The 22240-nt window shown below is 48.7% G+C and carries 22 protein-coding genes and 5 tRNA genes; 7 read left to right on the top strand and 20 right to left on the bottom strand.

Annotated elements, in window-relative coordinates:
- Positions 1-88: 88 nt before the first annotated feature.
- The 9 genes from ACOZB4_RS30600 to ACOZB4_RS30560 form a co-directional block, all read right to left on the bottom strand.
- A complete protein-coding gene (locus ACOZB4_RS30600; protein WP_379416276.1) occupies positions 89-1678 on the bottom strand; it encodes an AraC family transcriptional regulator in 1590 nt (529 codons plus the stop codon).
- A gap of 340 nt (positions 1679-2018) precedes the next feature.
- The gene (locus ACOZB4_RS30595) at positions 2019-2483 is read right to left on the bottom strand and encodes a KGG domain-containing protein (protein WP_076324669.1); all 465 of its coding nucleotides are present in this window, start codon (positions 2481-2483) and stop codon (positions 2019-2021) included.
- A gap of 314 nt (positions 2484-2797) precedes the next feature.
- Positions 2798-2880: transfer RNA gene (locus tag ACOZB4_RS30590), tRNA-Leu, on the bottom strand.
- Positions 2881-2919: 39 nt separating this feature from the next.
- Positions 2920-2995: transfer RNA gene (locus ACOZB4_RS30585), tRNA-Lys, on the bottom strand.
- 84 nt (positions 2996-3079) lie between these two features.
- A tRNA-Glu gene (locus ACOZB4_RS30580) sits at positions 3080-3154 on the bottom strand.
- A gap of 116 nt (positions 3155-3270) precedes the next feature.
- Positions 3271-3966, bottom strand: a complete 696-nt coding sequence (locus ACOZB4_RS30575; protein WP_339291737.1) for a peptidase E — start codon at positions 3964-3966, stop codon at positions 3271-3273.
- 180 nt (positions 3967-4146) lie between these two features.
- Positions 4147-4235 (bottom strand) — tRNA-Ser (locus ACOZB4_RS30570).
- A gap of 3 nt (positions 4236-4238) precedes the next feature.
- A tRNA-Asn gene (locus tag ACOZB4_RS30565) sits at positions 4239-4314 on the bottom strand.
- A 26-nt stretch (positions 4315-4340) separates the two neighbouring features.
- Entirely contained in the window at positions 4341-4847 is a 507-nt protein-coding gene (locus ACOZB4_RS30560) for a SprT family protein (protein WP_379416273.1), read from the bottom strand.
- A gap of 97 nt (positions 4848-4944) precedes the next feature.
- On the opposite strand from ACOZB4_RS30560, the gene ACOZB4_RS30555 reads away from it, so the two are divergent.
- Both ACOZB4_RS30555 and cmpA read left to right on the top strand, forming a co-directional pair.
- On the top strand, positions 4945-5295 hold the full coding sequence (locus tag ACOZB4_RS30555) for a hydrolase/acyltransferase (RefSeq protein WP_071222576.1): 351 nt from the start codon (positions 4945-4947) through the stop codon (positions 5293-5295).
- Positions 5296-5375: 80 nt separating this feature from the next.
- A complete protein-coding gene (cmpA, locus tag ACOZB4_RS30550; protein WP_015737250.1) occupies positions 5376-5507 on the top strand; it encodes a cortex morphogenetic protein CmpA in 132 nt (43 codons plus the stop codon).
- Between the two features lie 98 nt (positions 5508-5605).
- Here cmpA and ACOZB4_RS30545 read toward each other — a convergent pair whose 3' ends face one another.
- Positions 5606-6076: a DinB family protein gene (locus tag ACOZB4_RS30545; protein WP_379416270.1), complete on the bottom strand. Its 471-nt coding sequence runs from the start codon at positions 6074-6076 to the stop codon at positions 5606-5608.
- 146 nt (positions 6077-6222) lie between these two features.
- Here ACOZB4_RS30545 and ACOZB4_RS30540 point away from each other — a divergent pair, with 146 nt between their 5' ends.
- Both ACOZB4_RS30540 and ACOZB4_RS30535 read left to right on the top strand, forming a co-directional pair.
- Positions 6223-6786 carry a CGNR zinc finger domain-containing protein gene (locus ACOZB4_RS30540; protein ID WP_379416268.1) on the top strand — a complete coding sequence of 188 codons (564 nt, stop codon included), beginning with the start codon at positions 6223-6225 and terminating at the stop codon, positions 6784-6786.
- 66 nt (positions 6787-6852) lie between these two features.
- Positions 6853-7293 (top strand): GNAT family N-acetyltransferase, encoded by a 441-nt coding sequence (locus tag ACOZB4_RS30535; protein ID WP_379416265.1) that lies wholly within the window; start codon positions 6853-6855, stop codon positions 7291-7293.
- 110 nt (positions 7294-7403) lie between these two features.
- Here the strand turns inward: ACOZB4_RS30535 and ACOZB4_RS30530 are convergent, their stop codons facing one another.
- The 10 genes from ACOZB4_RS30530 to ACOZB4_RS30485 all read right to left on the bottom strand — a co-directional run bounded on the left by ACOZB4_RS30530 (position 7404) and on the right by ACOZB4_RS30485 (position 18487).
- On the bottom strand, positions 7404-9617 hold the full coding sequence (locus tag ACOZB4_RS30530; protein ID WP_379416263.1) for a Tex family protein: 2214 nt from the start codon (positions 9615-9617) through the stop codon (positions 7404-7406).
- Between the two features lie 441 nt (positions 9618-10058).
- A complete protein-coding gene (locus tag ACOZB4_RS30525) occupies positions 10059-10409 on the bottom strand; it encodes a type II toxin-antitoxin system PemK/MazF family toxin (RefSeq protein ID WP_006212388.1) in 351 nt (116 codons plus the stop codon).
- A gap of 3 nt (positions 10410-10412) precedes the next feature.
- Complete coding sequence (locus tag ACOZB4_RS30520) at positions 10413-10694, bottom strand: CopG family ribbon-helix-helix protein (protein WP_028406492.1); 282 nt, start codon at positions 10692-10694, stop codon at positions 10413-10415.
- 225 nt (positions 10695-10919) lie between these two features.
- Positions 10920-12107, bottom strand: a complete 1188-nt coding sequence (alr, locus tag ACOZB4_RS30515) for an alanine racemase (protein WP_076324674.1) — start codon at positions 12105-12107, stop codon at positions 10920-10922.
- 271 nt (positions 12108-12378) lie between these two features.
- Positions 12379-13491: an outer membrane lipoprotein-sorting protein gene (locus tag ACOZB4_RS30510; protein ID WP_076324675.1), complete on the bottom strand. Its 1113-nt coding sequence runs from the start codon at positions 13489-13491 to the stop codon at positions 12379-12381.
- 260 nt (positions 13492-13751) lie between these two features.
- Positions 13752-15080, bottom strand: a complete 1329-nt coding sequence (locus ACOZB4_RS30505; protein ID WP_379416471.1) for an MFS transporter — start codon at positions 15078-15080, stop codon at positions 13752-13754.
- Between the two features lie 65 nt (positions 15081-15145).
- Positions 15146-15643, bottom strand: a complete 498-nt coding sequence (locus ACOZB4_RS30500; RefSeq protein WP_379416473.1) for a helix-turn-helix domain-containing protein — start codon at positions 15641-15643, stop codon at positions 15146-15148.
- Between the two features lie 174 nt (positions 15644-15817).
- On the bottom strand, positions 15818-16378 hold the full coding sequence (locus ACOZB4_RS30495; RefSeq protein WP_379416475.1) for a GNAT family N-acetyltransferase: 561 nt from the start codon (positions 16376-16378) through the stop codon (positions 15818-15820).
- A gap of 41 nt (positions 16379-16419) precedes the next feature.
- Positions 16420-17748 (bottom strand): alpha/beta hydrolase, encoded by a 1329-nt coding sequence (locus ACOZB4_RS30490; protein ID WP_379416477.1) that lies wholly within the window; start codon positions 17746-17748, stop codon positions 16420-16422.
- A 169-nt stretch (positions 17749-17917) separates the two neighbouring features.
- Complete coding sequence (locus ACOZB4_RS30485) at positions 17918-18487, bottom strand: GbsR/MarR family transcriptional regulator (RefSeq protein WP_339267776.1); 570 nt, start codon at positions 18485-18487, stop codon at positions 17918-17920.
- Positions 18488-18860: 373 nt separating this feature from the next.
- Between ACOZB4_RS30485 and ACOZB4_RS30480 the strand changes: the two genes are divergently transcribed.
- The 3 genes from ACOZB4_RS30480 to ACOZB4_RS30470 are packed head-to-tail and all read left to right on the top strand — an operon-like array spanning position 18861 to position 21812.
- Positions 18861-20063 (top strand): quaternary amine ABC transporter ATP-binding protein, encoded by a 1203-nt coding sequence (locus tag ACOZB4_RS30480; protein ID WP_076324681.1) that lies wholly within the window; start codon positions 18861-18863, stop codon positions 20061-20063.
- On the top strand, positions 20056-20889 hold the full coding sequence (locus ACOZB4_RS30475) for an ABC transporter permease (protein ID WP_379416480.1): 834 nt from the start codon (positions 20056-20058) through the stop codon (positions 20887-20889). Before ACOZB4_RS30480 ends, ACOZB4_RS30475 begins: the two co-directional genes overlap by 8 nt.
- Before the next feature lie 2 nt (positions 20890-20891).
- Complete coding sequence (locus tag ACOZB4_RS30470; RefSeq protein WP_379416482.1) at positions 20892-21812, top strand: glycine betaine ABC transporter substrate-binding protein; 921 nt, start codon at positions 20892-20894, stop codon at positions 21810-21812.
- Positions 21813-22240 lie beyond the last annotated feature (428 nt).

Raw genomic sequence — 22240 nt, 5'->3', positions numbered from 1 at the left:
GATCACTCGAATAATTGATAATGATTATCATTATTGATCATAGTATAGGATTTGCTCTCTTAGTTCCATGGACAAATAACCGGATTCCTCATGGACAATTTCCGGAAAACAACCGGAAGGCCTCTTCCGCCATCTGCTCCATCGCAATGGGAGAGTATTCGCGCCAAGGGTAAGAGGATAATGGATGGAACGTTCCTTCTCGCACCGCGGGAATGGTCATCCACTCCGGCGTTGCCTGCAGTTTTCTCCAATTCGCCAACGTTTCGGAATCCTGACGGATCAAGAGCAGAATGTGGTCTGCGCGGCTCTCCTTGATCTGCTTAATCGTTAAACATCCTTCATCCTCCCAATCCATAGGCATCGCCGGCTGAAAATTGAAATAATCAAATAATAGTTCCTTCATGCCCGGATGGCTGTAAGTCATCAGTTCATCCTGATGCAGGCGTGCAGTCAAAAGCGTGCGTGCACCCATCATTTCAGTGGGGAGCTTCTCACGGTAAGTCGATATTTTATGATGAAACGTTTCAATCCATCGCTCTGCTTCAGGCAGCTTGTTCAGCAATTTAGCGAGACCTAGCAGATTAAACTGCCACCCTTCCTGCTCTGCCGGCATTTCGTAGAGGGGGGCAATCAGCCGAAGCTGTTCCTTCTCCCAATCCTCCACCCCCTGTGCGCAGACGATGAGCTCCGGACGTGCCGAGGCCAGCTTATCCAGATTGGCATATCTGTTATGATTCTGGCGGTATGCATCCAGATGGACCGGGATATCCGGCCCAAGAAGGTTATAGTAATGCTGTGACCACTTCGGATGGAGGGGAGCCGCATACGGCGTGAAATCCAGCGGCATGGTGTAACCCAGGAGGGCTGTGGAGCCGTACATCGCCAGTTTATTTTTCCTTGTCTTCATATACACCGAGGGGGAGATCCCGAATGCCTTCTTGAACTTGCGGCTAAAATAAAATTCATCCTTATACCCCACCATATGCGCCACTTCACGCAGCAAAGAATCCGAGCCCAGCATCAGCTGCTTCGCCTTGTTCAAACGGACATGGGCCAAATAATCCATTGCGCTGTACCCATACGTCTTCTTATATACTTCTACAAAATATTTAGGACTCAGCTCGGAGAGGTTCGCCAATTGTTCAATCGTTAAATCTTCATCATAATGCTCCTCGATATACTCCTTCACCCGCTCCAGCGCTTGCCGCTTATCATTCTTGGAGTATGGGCTGCATTCGGCAATCATCGTATACAGCAGCTCTTGAAAATCCAGCTGAACCCTCCACTGCTTCATAGGCTCCTTGCTGTGAAAATCCTTATACATCGACCTGCAGACGAGATTCAAGCGGTCCGGAGAGCTGATGACAAAGATGCCGTCATAGGGTATGAGAGTGGCGCCGTCCACCTCATGCAATCGACCGCAGCCTGAGACACCTTCCATGAAACTAAAATGAAGGATTGCAACCGAAGCCTGCTCGTGTTCCTCGGAACTCTTGTGATCGGTACCCGTAATTCCGAAAGTAGACCCTGCTGCACAAAAATAAACACATCCCTTATTCATACGGGTGATTTGCTCTGCCTGTTGTAAACAGGTTTCTCCGCTCAGCGGGATGATCAGGGCTGGCTGCACTGCTAACTGCTGTTCCAAGGAGAGTTCTTGTCCATGAACAATATCCATATTCCATAAACGGGCCATGAGCCCGCTGTATTCACGTGAATCTTTTTTGCTACTGCTATTCGTCGATAGGTTTACCATATGTACAGACCCCAACCTTAAATGAGAATGGTTATCATTATCATATAATTATCACACACTGTCCCAAAAGTCCAGCACGATCTTCTCTTCTCCACCTTATCGCATGACGATGTAAGGCAAAAAGAAAGCAGCCACGCGCTCCCTGTCAGGGAGTCGTAGCTGCTGCTTTTCAAATGGTGTGGATGAGGCGGATCTTTCTCATGTGAGCAATTCAGTCCCCTTCAAGGGAGGGAAACTTTATCTCAAATCCACCGGATTGTCATTAGTTCCCCCGCTGGCGCTGCCTAGCTCTCGCCTCGCCGCCTTTGCGGCCCGCTTCTTCACGGCTCATCTTGCCGTCCCCGTTGCTGTCGCTGCCGCTTCTGGCTTCGCCGCCCTGCTGCCCAATCTCTTGATAGAACTCACGTCCATGGGAATCCGAGGTAGCCTCGCCGCCTTTGCGTCCGATGTCCTCATAGAATTCTCTGCCATGAGAGTCGGAAGTCGCTTCCCCGCCCTTCTGGCCGATTTCCTGATAAAATTCCTTATCATGAGAGTTTGACGTGGATTCTCCGCCTTTTTTACCGATATCCTGATAAAAGTCTTTGTCATGGGAACGGGAAGTTGCTTCGCCGCCCTTCCGTCCGATTTCTTGGTAGAATTCTTTGTCATGTTTGTTCGCAGTTGCTTCTCCACCTAAACGTCCTGCTTCTTCACGGCTCATCTTTCCATTGTTGTTATTAGCCATTCTGAATCACTCCTTATAGGTAATTTGAAGTTGTTGCTCGTCCACGTTATGATATTAAACTTCTGACCAGAGATGAAACACCCGTTTTGCATAAACGCGCACTGAAAATCGATGAAATCCGTGATGAATCCTATGTAAACCTTGATATAAGAAAAACGTCTATCGACGTACATTCTAGAGAAGACAGACCGCGTTTAGATGTTGTTTTTCTTGCGATATTAGGTAGGCCATGCTCCGAGGTTTATACTTTCTGATATCTTAAACGCAAAAAAAAGCCCCGCACAAAGTGCGGAGCCTTTTTCTTAATGTTCGTATGCGGTAGAGAGGACTCGAACCTCCACGGGTATACACCCACTACCCCCTCAAGATAGCGTGTCTGCCATTCCACCACTACCGCATAATATAAGGGATACATCATTTCGTTACTTCATAAAAATGGTGAGCCATGAAGGGCTCGAACCTTCGACACCCTGATTAAAAGTCAGGTGCTCTACCAACTGAGCTAATGGCTCTCGATGACAATCGTGCGGCTGCCATATAAGAAAGTGGTGACCCGACGAACCGACGGGGTTCTCATCCCGAGGTTATATAGAAAGTGGTGACCCGTAGGGGATTCGAACCCCTGTTACCTCCGTGAAAGGGAGGTGTCTTAACCCCTTGACCAACGGGCCACTTTAACCACGTCGCCTTGACGACAAGATTGAGTATAGCATAATTTCAAAAATGCTGGCAAGCTTTTTTTTCGTAAATTTTAATATTTAATTTCAGAGCTTTTTCGGCTTATAAATCAGCCTAAAAAATCCGGCGTTAACTTCTCTTCTTGAACGCGATTTCCTTCGAGTCCCACATGATATGCATGTGCATTTTTCCTTGAGCTTACGATCCTATGCAGCCGTCCGTCCATAAAATGCAAAGCAACCCCATCATCAGCTGCATATCCTGCTTGTGCTTCACCTTGAAGCACAAGTTTATGATAGGCAGGTCTTCTTTTGCTCTCACCATCATAATGCGGGCAATGACTGCCTTGTAATATACCCAAACCCTCAAGCTTGTACAAAGGCGCGTTCAACGGGTCCGTCACCCCTTGCTCAAACCAGCAAATGGAACCAGCGCTTAGCCCAGTTAAGATGACACCCTGTTCATACGCCTCCTGGAGTATCTGATCCAGGCCCCATTCCTTCCACAAGACCAGCATATTGCGGGTATTGCCCCCGCCAACATAGATGATATCCTTCTCGAGTACAAAAGACCGAAGATCGGCAAAGTTCGGCTGGAACAGCGACAGATGAATGGGAGTACACGGCAGTGTCCGGAAAGCATGATAGAAACGTTCAATATAACCATCCGCATCCCCGCTTGCTGTCGGAACAAAACACACCTTAGGCATTTCTTTCGGTACTTGTGCCAAAATATAGCGATCAAGCAGCAGATTATCCGGTTCCATCGAGAAACCGCCGCCACCCATGGCAATTATCTGTTTCATTGTTCTCTGCCCCCATTTACGCTAGGCCAAAGAGAGAAGGATACTCTCTCTTTGGTCGAGACTGCGAAGAATGCCTAACGCTGCTTATGCTCCGACGAACCCTATCAAGGATTCTCATCCCTATGCAAAAAAAGCTCCCGATCACTTGGTGATGGGAGCTTTCTTCGATGTAACGCTCAACGGAGAGAGAGGGATTCGAACCCTCGCACCGCTTACGCAGTCTAACCCCTTAGCAGAGGGTCCCCTTATAGCCACTTGGGTATCTCTCCATATGGCTCCCCGAACAGGACTCGAACCTGTGACAACTCGATTAACAGTCGAGTGCTCTACCAACTGAGCTATCAGGGAACATTAAGTTGGATATTAATAATTTATCATGACTTCATAGGGGAGTCAAGTTTCAGAAGCGTAAGGCGTCCGGCGCACTTTCCACACCGATAACGAGCCGGATTCATCTTCCGTTTACGGAGGTATTCCGTCCCGCAGGCACTGCAGCGAAGTTTATATCGATAAGGTTCCGGCTCCCGACGGCCCGCAGCCTTGCCCTTCGGCAAGGACTTGCAGAAACGGCTCCCTCCAACGGCTTGCAGCAGGTTTTTGAAATCAGCGTCCCGATGCCGATAACCCCTGCCCGCAATATGCAGATGATAATGGCACAGCTCATGCTTGATGATCTTCTCCACCTCTTCCCTGCCGTGCGTAGCCAACTGATGCGGATTGATCTCGATATGATGGCTTTTCATGAAATAGCGGCCGCCTGTTGAGGACAATCGCCGGTTAAACGTCGCCTTGTGCCTGAACGGAACCCGGAAGCTCTCCAGTGAGACTTTCTCAACCCATGCCTGCAGTTCTTCATTGCTCATCTCGTTTATCGTCACCATGTCTTTCCTTCCTTTTGCCTTATAAATGCTACTTGAATTTTAACTTCTCTCTGGGCTACACTGTCAAGTAGAAAGTATGGAGGGAGAACCTGCAATCATGCCAAACATGCGCTACGTTATTTTAAAAGGACAGGACGAGCTGTTATTTGTCGAAATGCCCAGTGACTATGCTTACCAGCTCAGTGCTTTAAATTTACGCCTCAATAAGGAAATCGATAAACTCACCGCCGCAGGCAAACCTCAGCTGCCACTTGCTGTAGCCGAATGCGACAATCTGGATTTGCTGCAGGAATCGCTGAGCATTCAAGGTGGTCTGGAATACATAAATGAGCTTGAGCAAGCTTTTGCTTCCCTTAAGGAAACGGAATATCCACTCATCTCGCTGCTTACCGAAATTCGGGCTCTCCAAGCGCAGCTTGAGCAATGGTACGAGGAAGAAGCGTTATAATCGAGGTAGACCTGCACGCTTTGGGCTTTTTCCCCATATGCTATCCATACAGATGGAATTAGCAAGAGGAGGAGATACCCTTGCCGCAATGGCTCTGCAATCAATTGACACGCGCTTTTCGCAAAAAGGACAGACGTCAGATCAAGCTGCTGAACGAATGCTGGTACTTTTACCGGAATTCCCCGGGCGAAGAAAATTCGAATGCCCGTTAGGGCACTGCAACCGATCCATAGGTATGACAATAAGCCGGACATCCTGTCCGGCTTATTTTTGCATTGTATTATGATGGCTGAATGGTGGGATTTTGCACTTATAGATCGCTGCGTTTAGCTGGCCAGGACCCCTGCAGCTTCCGGAGAAAAACAATTTGCCCCGTATGATATGCATCATGCATGATTAAACTAAGTATTCGCTGCGGCGATTCGATGACCTCCACCTCCGGCATCTCCTCAATCTTCTGTCTTAACGCAGCATGAACTTCCTGAAGCTGCTCCCGAGCCGTATTCCATGCGTCCTCACTTGTTTCGTGAATGAGAAACGTCTCGTCGTTACCAATCCCTTCATTATGGAGCGGTGTCCCTTCCAATCTTCCGAGCAGACGCTGTTTGTAATACAGCAAATGCTGCACGTTCTCCCATATGGAATTCGCCGCCTGCCCTTCCGGTTTCCACAAAGCCTGCTCAACCGTAACATCCTTCAAGGCAGGAAGAATCGGCGGATACCAATCCTCTTGCCCCATCGCATAATCCCAGTTTTGGAGCAGCAATTCCTTCATGTTCATAACCATCGCCTCCGTCTCATAATTGTAACCATCATAAATAAAATAGGACGTTACATAAAAATTAACACACTTCAGACCCCATTACAAGTAACTAGCAACATGAATATTAACTTGTTACAATAATGAGACGAGAAAGGATGAGCTTCATGTTATGGGATGATTTTATAAACAGCGAATGGCATGACTGGAGAGGCAGCGGCCGATCCGAGGATCGGCTTGCCCGTGAGGATTGGCTCACCGATTTTATAAACGAGTACAATCTCCCAATCTCCGTTCCGCTGACCCCGGATGAACTGGGGCTGCTGAGGCAGCTTCGTTCCTTCCTATTGACGTGTGTTCAACACATCGCCGCGGGAGAGTCTCCTTCCCCCATGGAGATAGAGGAATTAAACCGCTGGATGGCTGCCGGACCCGTTATTCGCCAGCTCAAGATAGATGAGGATCAAAAATTTGTACTGGCTTATATCCTGCAAAAACCTGGCCTGCAAGACGCGGCTGCCGAGATTGCCGGCTCCTTTGCGCAAGCCATCGAGCAAGGCGAGTTATCCCGGTTTCGCATCTGTACGAATCCCGATTGCCTCTGGGTATATTACGACGACACGCGAAACCGTTCCAAACGATATTGCGATGATAAAATGTGCGGCAATCTGATGAAGGTCAGACGGTTTCGGGCTAAGAAAAAGCAGCAATCTTCGGGCAGCGAGAGTTAAGCCGGGTGTTTATGCTGGGCACAGTCTAACGCAATATACATTTCGAACTAACTGAGGTGAGTAGTCATGAGCATTAAAAGGGTAACTCAAGCAGAATTGCCTTGGGTCAATCAACAATACGAACAAATCGGCTTTCAGCCAAGTTCACTGGACAATGAAATTATTGCCATCGTCATGTCGCAAGACGACTACGCAGGGATCGGCCGATTGGTTAAACTTAATGACCACGAGGCGGAGCTCGGCGGTATTTATATTCTGGACAAGTTTAGAGGACAGTCCCTGGCACACGAAATCGTCACGTTTCTTGTAGAGGAATCAAAAAGATTGGGCCTAGATACGGTATACTGCATTCCGTTTGAAGAGCTGCAGCATTTCTATAAGAAGTTTGGTTTTCATGAATTCGATGTATCTGCTCCCACAGTCGAACCCAAAATTCTAACAAAATATCACTGGTGTCTCGATAGTTACGATAAAAACGTCCTGCTGCTAAAGCTGAACCATCGCTAAACCCATCGCCAGGACATATCCCCATTAGCTATTAGTACAGGGCAGTTATGCAAAAAAGAGCCGTTTCTCCCCAAAGGAGATACGGCTCTTCTATTACGCTGCAATTCCTATCACTGATCTTTCGGCTTGCGCATCGTCAATCCGACGCGGCCTTTTTTCAAATCTACATTCAGCACCCACACGGTAACGTTATCCCCCACAGAGACAACATCCATCGGGTGTTTGACAAATCCATCGCTCAGCTGGGAAATATGCACCAGGCCGTCGCTCTTGATGCCGATATCCACAAAGGCGCCAAAATCGATGACATTGCGTACCGTTCCCTGCAGCTCCATTCCCGGCATAAGATCCTCGATCTTCAGCACGTCCTGGCGGAAAATCGGCAGCGGCAGCTCCTCCCGCGGATCGCGTCCCGGACGCTGCAAGCTGTCCAGAATATCGCGCAGGGTCGGTACACCAACCTCCAGCTTCACGGCAAGGTTCTCCGGCTGCTGGGCATCTAGCAGTTCAGCGAGCTCCTTGCTGCCGAGCTTGTCCAGACTTACCTGAAGCTCCTGGAACAAACGGTCAACCACCGCATAGGATTCCGGGTGAATCGGGGTGCGATCCAGTATGTTCTCGCCTTCCGATATCCGCATAAAGCCCACGCACTGTTCATAGGTCTTGGCACCGAGACGCGGAACCTTCTGCAGCTGCTTCCGGCTGACAAACTTCCCGTTCTCTTCCCGGTATTTCACGATATTTTTGGCAATGGTGGCATTGATGCCAGCCACATAGGAGAGTAGTGACGGCGAAGCCGTATTCACATCCACCCCGACATGGTTAACCGCAGACTCTACGACGGCTTTCAGGCTCTCCTCCAGATGCTTCTGGGTGACGTCATGCTGATATTGGCCCACACCGATCGATTTCGGATCGATCTTGACCAGCTCGGCCAGCGGATCCTGCACACGGCGTGCGATCGAGGCCGCGCTGCGCTCGGCAACATCCAGATCAGGGAACTCTTCTTGAGCCAGCTTCGAGGCCGAGTACACGCTTGCTCCCGCTTCATTGACGATGAGGTAAGCCAGCTCAGGGTCAGCAAGTTCCGCAATGACTTCTTCGGCTACGAATTGCTCCGTTTCACGGGATGCCGTACCGTTTCCAATGACAATTAGCTTGATGCCGTATTTTGCAATCAGCTCTTTAATCTTCGCGGCCGCCTCCTGCTTCTTGTTGACCGGCGGCGTCGGATAGGTTACAGCTACCTCTAGCAGCTTGCCTGTATCATCGACCACCGCAAGCTTACAACCGGTACGGTAAGCCGGGTCCACGCCCAGCACACAGCGACCTTTCACCGGCGGCTGCAGCAGCAGGCTGCGCAGGTTCCCCGCAAAGATGGAGATTGCCTGGTTCTCCCCTTTTTCCGTCAGCTCACCCCGCACTTCCCGTTCAATCGATGGGGCAATAAGACGCTTGTATGAATCCTCGATCACCGCCGTAAGAATATCCGAGACGGCAGATGGACCTTTAAGCACCTGCTTGCCGATATACGCGTGAATGGAATCGGAAGGAACATCAAGCCCCACCTTCAGAATATTCTCGCGCTCTCCCCGGTTAATGGCCAAAATCCGGTGCGGCGGCATTTTCTTTGCCAATTCCCGATAATTGTAATAGTTCTCGTATACGGATTCCACTTCGGTATCCTTCGCCTCTGAGGTCAATATGCCGTGGTCCAGGCTGTATCTGCGTACCCAGGAACGAACGGTTGCGTCATCGGCAATGTTTTCGGCCAATATATCCATCGCGCCTTGCACAGCCTCTTCTGCCGAAGCCACACCCTTCTCCTCATCAACATACTTGGCTGCCTCAACCATCACATCAGCCTGCTTCGGCTGCGACCATATCCACTCCGACAGCGGCTCAAGTCCTTTTTCCTTGGCGACGCTGGCCCGGGTTTTACGTTTCTGCTTATACGGACGGTAAAGATCTTCTACCTCCTGCAGCTTAACGGCGGCCGTAATCGACGCCTTCAGATCTTCTGTTAGCTTGCCTTGCTCCTCTATGATGCGAATGACTTCCCGCTTACGGACCTCCAAATTGCGCAAATAACCTGTCCGCTCTTCAATATCACGTAATTGGTTCTCATCCAGTTCGCCTGTCATTTCCTTACGGTAACGCGCAATAAACGGTATGGTATTGCCCTCATCCAGAAGTTCAACGGTCGTGCGCACCTGTTTTTCGGATAATTGAAGCTCCTTCGCGATCTGCTTCACGATCCGTTTCGATTCTTCCTTGCGAATCTGTTCCTCATTTACTTCCACAACAGCTTCTAATTCAGACAATGATATCCCTCTTTCTTCAATGAAACTATATTTGCTATTATCCCAAACTTAAGCGCTCATTTCCACTACATCACTCACTTCGTAAGGCTTTAAGCTGCTTTTAATGTCAATTTCATCTAATTTTAAGATTTAATTTATATTCTTATTGTACGAACATGCCGCTGCCGGATATCCACACCTCATTAAAATCAGGGGGGTCACCTTAAATGAATGACAAACATGCGATTGCCTGGTCCGTTGTCTGCCTTTTGTTTATCGCAGCGGCGGTCACTACGGCCTACATCCTCATACCTACAAACATGTAATCCACCAATCTCCAGTCCCATGCAGCAATTGCCGAGCCTTCAAACATACCATCCATATAAAAACCCTCAAGGAATTACTCCTTGAGGGTTTTTAGTCATAACATTCTATGTGGAAAACGTTAGTGCTTGAATGGAATCAAAAATCAATCAAGCCCAGACTTATTTGCAGGGAATCATCCACCTTACTCATCATTTCATCATCAAGATGGGTGATTTTGTCCGTTAGCCGCTGCTTATCAATCGTCCGGATCTGCTCTAGCAAAATGACGGAATCCCGGTCAAATCCATGCGACGCCGCGTCGATTTCGACGTGAGTCGGCAGCTTGGCTTTTTGAATCTGTGCCGTAATGGCTGCAACAATCACAGTCGGACTAAACCGGTTGCCGATATCATTCTGAATGACAAGGACCGGCCTTACGCCGCCCTGCTCAGAACCGACAACAGGTGATAAATCCGCAAAAAATACGTCGCCCCGTTTAACGATCACTGTCTACACCCCGCTTACTAAGCGGTCTAGAGTGTTGTCTGCATCTTCCTCCGCGTGAAACGCCTCAGAAGCCATGGTCAGGTTAATTTTGGCCATTTCCATATAACCCCGCTGCATGGATTCACGAATGTAACGTTTCTTCCGTTCATTCAGGTACAACTTCATGGCTTGCCTAATAAGCTCACTGCGGTTGGAATTTTCCAGCTGAGCGATCCCGTCCACTTCCTGCAAAAGATGATCCGGTAAACTGATCATGATTCGTTTGGTGTTCTGCATATTGGCCACCCTCTATTACACCCCCACAACCTTCTCGCCTGTGCACCAGTATTACATTATTCAAGGAAAATTATACAAAAGAATATATATGCCGAAGGTATATCAAGTATGCTGCATATCATTATAAACTACAATCGACACTTTCGTACAGACTTAAACGACATATTCCTAATTCGGGAAGGTCTGTACTTATTCCTTCTTTCCTGAATAAATTACTTAGGGTGACATGACTTGTTAAAGGTTGCTCCAGAGTGCGTTTACGGTCTTCACGGGTATATCATCACGTATATACTGACGTGGTACCCGGTGGGCAATCATGCAGACGACCTCGTAGTGGATCGTCCCCAGCTTGGACGCCAGCTCATCTGCCGTAATGCATTCGCCAGACTGCTGACCGATGAGTACAACCTCTTCACCAGCTTTAATTTGTTCCGCCTCATCGGCGAAAGGTTTGAGCGATACCATACATTGGTCCATACAGATAGTTCCGACTACAGGGACGCGGCGGCCGCGTATCAGTACTTCCACTTTACCGCTCAGCATACGAGAGAAGCCATCGGCGTAACCGATGGGAAGGGTTCCAATTTGCTCTTCCTCCCCCGTTACATACTTCGTCCCGTAGCTGATACCGGAATGCGGAGGTAAATTTTTGACGTAGACAAGCTTTGTCTTTAACGTCATGACAGGGCGGAGGCTCACTGTCTTTCGATTCACCTCATCCGAAGGATACAGTCCGTACAAGCCGATGCCGACACGAACCATATCATAGGATAATTCAGGTGTATCAATCGCAGCAGCACTGTTGCCCGTATGTATGATGGGGATATGGTAGTCCTTATCCCGAAGAGCGTCCGCTACGCCCTGAAAACGGCGGTACTGTCCCAACGTATAGTCTTTGTTCTCTTCATCCGCTCTTGCAAAATGGGTAAACATTCCTTCGACAACAACCTGCGGCAGCGAAAATACTTCTTCTATAAAAGAAATTGCATCTTCGCCTGGAAGCAGGCCCAAACGACCCATTCCGCTGTCAATCTTGATGTGTACCTTGAGTGGCTTCTCCGGCTGGACCGGCAGTGCCTTTATCGCTTGGAGCACTTCCGCACTGAACAGGGTTATGGTCACATCATGCTCATAAGCGATCTCTACAGCCTCCGGTGGTGTATAACCGAGCACCAGGATTGGGCAAGAGATGCCTCCTTGCCGAAGCTCGAGCGCTTCATCCAGAAAAGCTACGCTTAAGTAAGCCGCCCCCAGTTGCTGAAGTTCGCGAGCCACTTCTACAGCTCCGTGACCATAGGCGTTAGCCTTCACACAAGCAAGCAATTTCATGTGGCTTGGCAGCGCCTCACGAAAAGCGTTATAGTTGGCGCGCAGATGGTCTAGGTTGATCTCCGCCAGGGTAGGTCGATATATCGCTTGCAATTCCAGTCACCTTCTTACCATTTTGAAAAAAGCATTATGCTTTGCAATAGATTAATGGTAATGTTCCGGGGGGCAACTGTCAATTGAGACAAACTGCTTATTTATGAGGCTCGTGGTCCCCCCGGGGTGGCGAAACTTGGTGAAACATCGGAATATCTGCAAGAAATAGCGATAGGTCTACGGACGAAGTTCCTTTATTTGGAAAAGAGGCGAATGGCCTCATTGTCGGAATGTTGCCCTCCTTCAATGCTCGGTATCCGCCTACTTCGTATTATTTACCCGATTCTCCCTGCATGGAAGCAGCGACTTTCTTCATTTCTTCGACAGGCAGATTGGCGCTCGTAATTCGGTATTCCACGCCTTCCGAATTCCAGGTCAGCGTTCTTTGCTGATCGCCGGTGAGCAGACCTACCGTCGTGAAATCGATATACACCGCCTCGCCCGGTACGAGGGAGACCGCACGATCCACCGGTCTGGATTCCATAATCGTATATTGGTACACACCGTCATACTTCAGAATAACCGCATGATCCTTGTTCTCTGGAACTTCCATTGTGTCTTTGTTCGTGACCCCTGCAGGCACATATTCCGGATAGATGATGCCGAAGGATCCCATATCGCGACCGGAAGCCGCTTCTGTCAAACCTTCGGTTCCCTGAGTGCCGTTACCTTCCGTACCGGAAGCCACCGGTACCCCGTTCTCGTCCACTTCCGCCATGGTCCCCTTCGCATCGTTCATCGCACTTAGATTCTTGTTCGTATCAAACGAATCCTTTGTCAGGTTCGTATCGAAGGTAAAGGTGTTGAATTTCACCTCAACAACCACTTTCGCTTCGGAGTCTGACACTTGTACCTGTTTCGGTGTGTAGTTGTCCTTGGCGAGCCAAATCTTCTGACGAATCAACGAATGGCTGTGGTAATTGGCAGCCACATCAAATACGTAACTTTCCTTATCCTCAGCAAACTGACGGGTGTTGTCGCTCAAAATGCTGCTAAGCAGCGTTTGGTACAGATATACCTGTCCCTGATTATCCGGCCAGTCGCTCTTGAAGCGGAAGCTCTTGTTCAAGCTAGGCGTCAGAACGAACACGCCATCATCGTTGCGAAGCACGATTTGCGTAATATCCTTTTGCCCATTGGTTAAGCTGATCCGATAGTAAGATGGAGACTGGTACCATACCTCAACCTGATACTCCTGCGGCGCCGAACCGGTATGTATGGTCATAACGCCCGCTCCCTGGTAAGCGCCCTTGGCACTTTCCAGCTTATCAGCCACCTTGCCCAGATCCTTCACAACGCTGTCTGCATTCTTCTTCCCGCATCCCGCCAGTATTGTTGTTAAGCATAATACTACCGCGAGCAGCACCCATGAAATCCGGCGCATGTCATCATCCCCTTCAACACTTGTTTTGACTTGATTGATACATGTCTATGAGGGACTTGGTCACATTATGCAGACTAGCCTGACAAGCACCGCTGCGGTGCTTGTCAGGCGTTTACACTTCGTCTAAGTGAAAAAAAGAACCGTGATGAATCCGTCGATCGCTGATTCATCCTCGGCTCGGTTATTTGAGAAGTTTCCAGTACGGGCGATCTTCTTCAGCCCTCTGTATAAGCATGGAAGCTAATCGACGTTAGCCATCTCTAAGGGGCTGTATTCATAGAAATGGATTTTTCAGGTGTTGCATTCGTATAAGGCGCAAACCATTTCTCATCCACATTGTCAGGTGATGGAAGACTGCGGGTGGTCGAGTCAAAAATCCAGAAGATCCCTACGCAGAATACGGCGATTCCGCATCCTGCGATAACGGACGAGCTTGCTGCAACAACGCCAAGAGCACCTCCAATTAGGCTGCCAAGCGGCATGGCAATTCCGCTGAGTCCGCTAGCTGCCGCGAACACCGTGCCCAATCTTTTCTCGGGTATCGCTTTCTGAATGACCGAATTGATGATAACGTTCGTAATGCCTCCGGGAAACCATGCCAAGCCGTATACCAGGACGACAAGCCATGTCCATGGGGTAAATACGCTGAGACACCAAGCAGCGCCAGATAAACAAAATGCTCCGGCAAAAAGATATCCAAGCGGCAGGCGCTCCAGCTTCAAATACGGAGCCAGAATCGCGCCCAACAAACTTCCGCAAGCCTGGGCCATGAGCAGAACTCCGTATACACCCGCCCCGCCGAGGCTGTCCGCAAACGCAGGCATAACCGTAAAGGTAGCGCCGCCCGCTGCATTGATGACGATAATCCCCATCTGTACCCGCGCAAGCGGGGTTGCCAGGATGTAGCGAAGCCCCTCTTTCATGTTCGCCCAATAATTTTTAAGGGCATTTCGCATAGATTTTGAATTTGCGGTGTTATTCGTTGATGTTTTATTTACGTTGTTATCAGAAGTTTTGATAGACTTTTTGATTTTCAGTTGCGAGAATAACAGCGCTCCGATGAAAAATCCGATCGAATTCCATAAGTAAAGGGATACTGCGCCCAGCACAATAATCAATACGCCGGATATTGCGTTGCAAGCGACATCGATGCCTTGATAGGCTAAGGAGAACAGCGAGTTTCCTTGCGTCAGCTGCTTCTTATCAAGAATTTTAGGAAGGGCCGACATTTGGGCCGGATATACCCACATATTCAGCGTGGATAGAACCGGTGTAATCGCCAGCACAACGCCTACTGTCAGAAAGTCGAAATAAAATGCAAGCGGAACGATCAACAGTAGAACCGCCTGAAATAACTGGGTGTATACCAGAAGCCCCCGTAAAGGAACGCGGTCAATCATCGGACCGGATAACAGTTGAATGATTCGGGGGAGAATCGAGAGGAATCCGGCAAGTCCCGTATACAGCGTCGATCCTCCCAGATCGTACACCAGCCACATGGCCGCTACCGCGTACAAGCTATCGCCGATATTCGTAAGGATTCGGCCAACGAACAACAGCAGGAAATTGCGATTCTTTAATATTTCCACGAAAGAAACACTCCTTGATTTAAAGTTTAGTAGTTTTGGAGAGAAGGGGCTAAAGAAGCCCCTTCCTATTCGGACGTTTCCGTCGAAACCACGTTGATCCCTACCGCATATTCCCTGCTGTCGTCCCCTTTTGTCGCAAGGGTCTTGGTCACCCATTTTTCGAGCAGTTCTCTGAATTCCTTCGTCATTTCTTCGTATTGCTCGGCGTTCAGCTGCATTCTCAGGCTTATCCTTGTGCGGCTGGCCGCTGCATAATCTTCGGCAAGAACCGGGTCTACCATTTGCGTTCCCTTGGTGTTAAACCACTTCGCTTTGGATTTATAATATTTCTCTACGATGCCGCCGACGGTCCGGGTCTCCACCAAATCTATTAATCCACCATCATATAACTTCTGAATATGATAGTGAATGCTTCCCGGCGAATCTCCCAATTCATCTGCTACTTGTTTGGCAGTTTTGGCCATATCCAGCATGGTTCCGAGAATCTTCACCCGCTGAGCGCTGCCGAGCAGCTTCGCTTGTTCCACCGATATTTCGATACTCTGATTATGATCTTGATCCATGACGCAAACACTCCATTCTAAATTAAAATAGACATTCTAATTGTGTAATTCATACGGTTATTTTCGTTCATTCTAATTTAATTTATCATTCTAATTTTCTAGATCGATATGACACAATAATAAACCACCTATTACCATTTGTAAATAGGCGGCTTATAAATTGTTTATTTTTTTCTAAACCGGTTTGACCATATGATAATAAACATGCCCGTTAATCAAGATGTCCTTATCTGTTTGATAACCTCTTCTATCGTACAAAGAATGAGCGCGATGATTGTCCGTCACCACGGCAAGAGCAATTTTACGATACGCCAGCTCCTTTGCCCGATTCTCCGCGTGATGTATAAGGGCCGAACCAATCCCCTTACCTCCAAACTGCGGAGAAACCGATAACGTATCGATATAGTACTCATCCTCGTCCGCTTCTTTATCCAGCACTACGGAAGGGTCATTCTTGAGCTTCCGCAAACGATCCAGAATCGGACGATCCAATTCAGCCGCTTGATCACCGCCGTAAGCAACGATAATGCCAGCCACCTCGCCGTCGATCTCTTTCACGGCAGCCTGTCGGTAACTGAGCCTGCCCTCGTCCGCCCGGAAATATTGCTCCAGCACTTCAAGCACTTTCTCTTCACTGTCTTCCCCTGTTAATTGATGCGCTACGTCATGCAGTGCATCGTACAACAGTCTTATCGCTGCAGCTGCATCTTGTGGTTTTGCTGATCTGATGGTCATGCCTATTCATCCTCCATTACAATTCAATGCAATTTAGTAATTCAAGTATCCCAGTCCTCAACCTCATACAACAGCTCCATCTCGGACGATGCTGTAAAAGAACGCCGTTTCACTTCAGGATCCCCGATCTTTTCGTGCAGTCCAAACCCTCTTGATACCTTGAACGTAAAAGACAAACCATGAGGTACCATCGCACTTCCTCTATATAGGCCATCTCCGCAGTATGGAATCTCAAATCCGGCATAGATTGTGGGGGAAACCGGTGTGGAAGGCGGTACCTTCACTTGAATCGCGATTTTCACAAGCTCAGGCAGCTCTTCCACGATCGTAATCTCTTTATCTGCACTCAAGCCTCCCATTTGCAGCGTAACCCAGGTGCTGCCAGGAATTCTAGGCTTCAGCGTTCCGTTCGGCAGCAGCGTTAGCCATTCCGGCTCCTCAACATGATAAGTTCCGTTCATCAACGTTTGTACAAATCCGCTGTCGTATGTAATGACCGGATTCAATTGTTTGACAGGCCCTTTCACCCCTACGACTCCATCACCATGCAGCTTAATCGAGGTTGGTTCTCCAATGTCGCCGAAAAAATACAGCAGCGGCGCTTGCGCTCTGCCTGCCCAGTCGCTTTGACTGTGAGCCGCTCCCGGATCAAGAAACAGCATGAGATCTTCTCCCGGAACAAAGCCGTCTTGGATCAAGCGTGCTGCTTCCTCCCGTGCGTATTTTTCCATGAAGACCCCTTCCGCGCCGCCCATATCAAGCCATACCTTAAGATTCGGATGCGTACCGTATCTTTCATAAAAAGGATATTCCTTTAGCTCTCCTTGAGCATCAAAATAGGCTTTGACGAAATAAGGTGACATGACCGCTATGCTTCCGAACACATCCGGCCTTCTAAAGCCGATATTGTAGGTGACAATCCCGCCCGCAGACGAACCCATCATGGCCGTGTGCTCCGGACGCTTCAACGTGCGAAAGTTCTCATTGATATATGGTAAAACCTCTTCGATAATAAATAACTCATACCGTTCGCCGGCAAACGGGGGATCGAATACCTGATGCATCCTTGGATTGTCATGGAAATATTCATTCAGTCTTTGATGAGGAACCGTTGCGATGCCAACGATGATAATCTCCTGCATCCGTCCTTCGGACACCAGCCGATCTGCGGTGACATGCATATCCCACGAGCCGCCTCGCTCATCCGCTGAAAATACATGCTGCCCGTCATGCATATAGAGTACGGCATAATGCTTCTCCGTATTCTCATGATAACTGGGTGGAAGGTATACATACAAACTTCGGGTATTGCTTAAGTTAACCGATGGAAAATCTGCAATTTCTACCATTCTTGAGGACATATTGACCATTCTAACCCCTCCTGACTATTTTTGCACCCTATGCACTTGCATTCGATGATTCACCCTTAGGCGATGCCAGATAACAAAAAAAGGCACAACCCGATAAAATCAGGTTGTACCTCTTAGGTAAGCATTGCCTTACTCCACATTATACTGGGGAAATTCCCATTTTTCAATATCAGGATTTGTCCTCTGGCGGCTCTTTTGGCACATAATTAAAGATATCGCCATCCACAAAAGTATCAATCAATCGTTCCAGCCATTTATAGTAAGCAACGGCCTCGCGCATCTTTGCCTGATCCTCTTGCAGCACCGCTGCCAGCTCTTCGTCATCTTCATGCGCTTTACGGAGCTTCTCCGTTTCGTCGAGCGCTTTGCGCAGGACCAAAATGTTGCTTTCCACCGATTTACGCCATTTAATATCGAAGAAATCCAAGAAGGTCTGGTACCAGTCATACTCCACTTCATACAAATCCTTGCGGGAACCCTTCTCCCACACCTTGTTTACCATTTTATAATCGAGCAGCGTCCGCACGCCTGTACTCATGCTGGTCTTGCTCATCTTCATTTCCTGTCCCATTTCATCGAGGTTCATCGGTTTATCCGCAAAATAAAGCAATCCGTATAAATGTCCCGTTGAGAGTGGAATGCCGTACAAATCCATATTCCGTCCAATATTTTCAATGACACGCTTACGAATCTTATGCACGGCTGCCTGCCGTTCATCATCTAAATGGTACAAGCCCATGCTTGCAGCCTCCTCTATCTGTAACCATCCAAGAAGTCATGTCAATATAACAAAACTAGGTGGACTCGAAGTGTAGTGTGAACGATCTCCATGAAATTTAAACAAGCCCTGATCCACACACATTCTCTGATCTATTGTAGGGAAAGCTATTTTAAAAGTAAAGAAGATCACTCTAGAGGATATCGGAGCATATGGGAGCATTTCAAAGGATAACTTTGTACAGTTTTTACTGTACGTACTTTACGTACGGATATAACGTTTGATACTTTACGTATCGGTTGTTACAATGGGTGACATGGGTTTACGAGACGACAGGAATAAGAAGACTCGGTCAAATGGACGCGTCTCTATACAATAAAAAGGAGGAGTACTTTTGGCTATTCTGCAAGTTAACAAAGTCAGCAAATTGTTCGGCGCGAATCCGGAACAAGGGATTCAATTGCTGGAGCAAGGCTGGAGTAAAGCGCGAATTGCGAAAGAAAAAAATATAACGGTTGGCGTTAACCGTGTCAGCTTCGATATCCACGAGGGCGAGATTTTTGTCATCATGGGGTTGTCAGGCAGCGGTAAATCTACATTGGTCCGTTTGCTAAATCGGTTGATTGAACCAACATCGGGCGAAATATTGATTCACGGCAAGGATCTCCGAAAAATGAACAAGGAACAGCTGCGTGATGTACGTCGCAAAAAAATCAGCATGGTGTTCCAGAAATTCGCCTTGTTCCCTCATCGCTCGGTTGTAGAAAATGTGGAATACGGATTGGAAATTCAAAAGATAGACAAAAGCAAGCGGCACGAAGCGGCCATGAAGTCGCTCGAGCTTGTAGGTTTGAAAGGCTGGGAGGAAAAAATGCCCGATCAGCTTAGCGGCGGCATGCAGCAGCGTGTCGGGCTTGCCCGTGCACTCGCCAATGATCCGGAGATTCTGTTGATGGATGAGGCTTTCAGCGCACTGGATCCGCTCATCCGCAGAGACATGCAGGACGAATTGATCGAGCTTCAGGACAAAATGAAAAAAACCATCGTGTTCATTACTCATGACCTGGACGAAGCTCTTCGGATCGGCGACCGCATTGCCTTGATGAAGGACGGTTCGATTGTACAGATCGGAACGCCGGAAGAAATCTTGACCCAGCCTGCCAACGATTATGTTGAGCGGTTCGTGGAAGATGTGGATCTGTCCAAGGTGCTTACCGCATCACGGGTTATGCGCCGTCCGGAGACCATTACGATGGATCGTGGACCTCGCGTGGCGCTTGAGCTGATGCGTGAACGGGGGATTTCGAACCTGTTCGTCATTGACCGTTCCAAGAAGCTGCTTGGCGTCATTACGGCCGAAGATGCATCCGATGCCATGAAGAATAACCGCAAGCTTGAGGATATTCTCATCACAGACGGTCCGAGTGTTGGACCCGATACATTGCTGAATGAATTGTTTGAAATTACGAGTATGGCTAAAGTGCCATTGGCCGTTGTGGATGAGACCGGCAGGTTGATGGGCGTTATCGTCCGCGGCGCTGTTCTTGGTGCCCTGGCCGGAGAAAGCAAGAGCGAGGAGGTGACGCAAGATGCCTAAGATCCCTCTCGCAAGCTGGGTTGATTCCTTGGTCGAATGGATGGGAGACGTCTTCTCCGGTTTCTTTGACGCCATCTCCTTCATTATCAAAAACGTTGTGCAGCTGTTTACGGATTTGTTCATGCTTCCTCATCCGTACCTGTTCATTTTCATCCTGGCTGTCATTGCCTACCTATTAGGTCGTCTGCCGTTGACTTTGTTTACAGCCATCGGTTTTCTGCTCATCGATAACTTGGGCTATTGGTCACAGACCATGAGCACGCTCAGTCTGGTTATCACGGCAGCCTTGATCTCCGTTATACTGGGTGTTCCTCTGGGTATATGGGCGGCCTACAGCAAGTCGGCATCCCGCGTGATCATACCGGTTCTCGACTTTATGCAAACCATGCCGGCGTTTGTATACTTGCTCCCTGCCGTCACATTCTTCAGCTTGGGCGTAGTTCCAGGGGTTATCGCTTCGGTTATCTTCGCCATTCCGCCAACGATTCGCCTGACCCGCCTTGGCATTATGCAAGTATCAGGTGAACTGACGGAGGCTGCAGATGCATTCGGTTCGACTTCCGGGCAGAAATTGTTCAAGGTTCAGCTTCCACTGGCCATGCCGACCTTGATGGCCGGCATTAACCAGACCATCATGCTGTCCTTGTCAATGGTCGTTATTGCTTCGATGATCGGTGCCCAAGGTATCGGTGCTGAGGTCTACCGGGCCGTAACTCAGCTGCAAATTGGTAAAGGGTTTGAAGCTGGCTTGGCTGTCGTCATTTTGGCGATTGTCCTCGACCGCTTTACACAAAATATATTTAAAACGAAAAAAAGGGGTGCTTAATTTTGAAGAAACAAAAGTTTTGGTTGCTGCTAAGCTTGGCTGCTATTCTGGTTCTGTCTGCTTGCGGACAGGGCGGAAACGGCGGCACGGATGGAACAACGGACAAAGGGACTGACGGCGGTGCTACTGCTTCCCTTGGCGAACAAGTGAAACATGAAATCATCGGTATTGATCCAGGTGCAGGTATTATGAAAGCTGCGGCTGCAGCGATTGATGAATATGGATTGACCGACTGGAAACTGATCGAAGGCTCCGGTGCTGCCATGACCGCAACCCTCAACAAAGCCATCAAGAACGAAGATCCCATCATTATTACCGGTTGGACACCGCACTGGATGTTTGCCAAATATGACCTGAAGTATCTGGAAGATCCGAAGAAAGTATTCGGTGAAGCGGAAGAGATCCACACCGTTGTCCGTCTTGGACTGAAAGAAGATCATCCGGAAGCTTACAAGTTCCTGAGCAATTTCAAGTGGACATCCGACGATATGGGTCAGATTATGACGGCAATCCAAGAAGGCCAAGACCCTGAGGCTGCCGCTAAAGAATGGGCAGACAGCAACGCAGAGAAAGTGGATGCCTGGCTTGAAGGCGTTCAGCCGGTTGACGGCAAAAGCTTCAAGTTCAGTTATGTAGCTTGGGATTCGGAGATTGCCAGCACCAACCTGCTGAAAGTGATCATGGAAGAGAAGCTCGGATACAAAGTTGACGCGCTTCAAGTAGAAGCAGGCCCAATGTGGACCGGCGTTGCCAATGGCGACGTGGATGCAACCGTAGCAGCATGGCTTCCATTGACGCATGCCGACTATTGGGATAAGTTCAAGGACCAAGTCGAAGACCTTGGCGCTAACATGGAAGGCGTAAAAACCGGCCTGGTGGTTCCATCTTACGTGGAGGCAAATTCGATTGAAGATCTGAAGTAAAAATAGGCCATCCCATGGTATATGGGATGGCTTTTTTCTTTTCGATGCTCAAGATTGTCGGCCTGTTCTGAGGAGGATGTATCCGTTCCGGTCGCTGTTGAAACCAGGAAAACGGGATGATATTCTTGCGGTATTTTCCCGGTTTCAAAGGCGAACGCCAGGTCTCCTCCACGGATACATCCTCTATTCTCGGCTGGCCTCCAATCTTTCCACCCATCAAAAGATAGCCATCCCTTTCATCAGGGATGGCCTTTTGGGGGCTGGGCGGGGGAGGGGCTAAGCTGACCCGTTCAACACGGTCAGCTAGCCTGATTTATTGCCGATCATGCTGTGAATCCCCTTGGGACTCACAGGCTTGCCGGCGCAGTCTTTGAAAGGATTGATGTTACATGGCATGAGCATCTCACCTTCCAAATTAAAGCGGCGAT

Source organism: Paenibacillus sp. NPDC058898 (assembly GCF_049316025.1).
Taxonomy (GTDB): domain Bacteria; phylum Bacillota; class Bacilli; order Paenibacillales; family Paenibacillaceae; genus Paenibacillus_AQ.
This window is presented reverse-complemented; position numbering and strand designations above follow the sequence as displayed.